The organism is Synechococcus sp. (assembly GCF_982614295.1).
On sequence record NZ_CEXBMR010000031.1, the window covers coordinates 19,759 to 21,622 of the forward strand.

Here is a 1,864-nt window from a genome sequence, read left to right on the forward strand (position 1 = left end):
GGGAATGGCAAAAAATATTTTTTGCACCTGCTGAACCCTGATCAGCTAGTGCAGCGGGGCATGAAGGCCACAAAAGCCAAGCTAATTATCCAAAACTATCCAGTTTTGGTACTTAGCAATGAATGGCTTGAAGAGTTGTATTGCACAAAGTGTGGCAGTTGCCGTTGGTGCCATGTAATTCGCCACGACAAAGTAGCCCATACAGTTAGGTGGGCTCCAAGGGATTTGTGGGAACAGGTGGCCCATGTGGATGGTTTACATGGCAACCCCACTGTGAGCCAATTCACTTCACGGGAGGCACGGCGCCATCGCCAACAAAAAACTGCAAAGGGTAAAAAAATATTTGATGCCGGTTAGATCTATTTAACCCGCTTTCTAAAATCAGCAATTGTTGGCTCTAAACCCTGCTGCAATGAAATCTGTGGCTCCCAGCCCAACACTTCACGGGCTAAATCAATAACTGGTTGACGTTGCATTGGATCATCTTGCGGTAACGGGCGATATACCAACTCTAAATTCGGATTAATGCGATCTCGCACTAATTCAGCTAGTTGTTTAATTGTGAATTCGCCAGGATTACCAATATTCATTGGCCCTGTATGGGGGCCTTCCATCAAACGTAAGAAACCCTCCACGAGATCATCCACATAACAAAAAGAACGGGTTTGCATGCCATCGCCATAAAGGGTAAGCGGTTCCCCCCGCAGGGCCTGCACAATAAAATTACTCACAACCCTGCCATCATCTTCCAGCATGCGGGGGCCATAGGTATTAAAAATCCGCACTACACGAATTTCAACATCGTGCATACGTTTGTAATCAAAGCACAGTGTTTCCGCAATCCGTTTACCTTCGTCGTAGCAACTGCGAATACCAATCGTATTAACGCAACCGCGATAGCTTTCAGGCTGGGGATGCACCTCCGGATCGCCATACACTTCGCTGGTGCTAGCAAGCAGAAGCCTGGCCCCCACCCGCCGCGCTAGGCCAAGCATGTTGTAGGTGCCAAGAAAACTGGTTTTGGCGGTTTTTATGGGGTTGAATTGATAATGAACAGGGGATGCAGGGCAAGCTAGATGCCAAATACGATCCACCTCAAGCCTGATTGGTTCTGTTACATCGTGGCGAATTAATTCAAAATTAGGGTGGCTAATCCAATGGCGAATGTTATCTTTTCGGCCAGTGAAGTAGTTATCTAAACAGATCACTTCTTCGCCTTTTGCCATCAAGCGATCGATCAAATGGGAGCCAACAAAACCTGCACCGCCGGTTACTAAATGACGCAAACCCATTTCAACCTTCCCCAATAGTCCACACTTGCATACCAGCAGCTAGGGCAGCCTTGCCATCTGCAATAGCGCGAGTATCAAATAACCACGCCGGCTTTCGCATCACAGCGTAAATTCCCTGCCAATCCAAATGGAAATACTGTTGCCACTCGGTAACAACAATAACTGCATCAGCGCCAATGCAGGCCTCCAGGGGCGACGGGGCCATCGACCAGCCACCGTGCACATCAGCAGCCCTATCAAGGCCGGGCGGCTGGGCTAAATCTTTACTAATTTGATCTGGATTCACCTTGGGATCATGAATTGCAAGCTGGGCCCCCTCTTCTAGCAACTCTTTTGCAATGCGAATTGCCGGCGATTCACGGGTGTCGTTTGTGTTTGCTTTAAAAGCAAAGCCAAGCATGGCAATACGTTTTCCATTTACGGTATTAAATAATTTTTGCACCACTAAGCGGGCGATACGTTGCTGTTGCCAATTATTTAATTGAACCACCTGCTGCCAATAATTAGCAACTTCAGCAAGGCCATAATAACCGCAGAGATATACAAGGTTTAAAATATCTTTTTGAAAGCAA

At 47.2% G+C, this 1,864-nt stretch carries 3 protein-coding genes; 1 reads left to right on the forward strand and 2 read right to left on the reverse strand.

Features of this window, described 5'->3' with window-relative positions; all coding sequences use genetic code 11:
* A partial coding sequence (locus AC2JC8_RS06605) for a hypothetical protein (protein WP_484594395.1) occupies positions 1–357 on the forward strand: 357 nt, incomplete at its 5' end.
* A gap of 2 nt (positions 358–359) precedes the next feature.
* On the opposite strand, the gene AC2JC8_RS06610 is transcribed toward AC2JC8_RS06605, so the two are convergent.
* Positions 360–1,292 carry a UDP-glucuronic acid decarboxylase family protein gene (locus AC2JC8_RS06610; protein WP_482137536.1) on the reverse strand — a complete coding sequence of 311 codons (933 nt, stop codon included), beginning with the start codon at positions 1,290–1,292 and terminating at the stop codon, positions 360–362.
* A 1-nt stretch (position 1,293) separates the two neighbouring features.
* On the reverse strand, positions 1,294–1,864 hold a 571-nt coding region (locus tag AC2JC8_RS06615), incomplete at its 5' end, for a UDP binding domain-containing protein (RefSeq protein ID WP_484594396.1).

Bases quoted from the DNA above. Each gene is read 5' to 3' on its own strand.
- AC2JC8_RS06610 (WP_482137536.1), bottom strand. From the start codon at position 1,292: ATGGGTTTGCGTCATTTAGTAACCGGCGGTGCAGGTTTTGTTGGCTCC.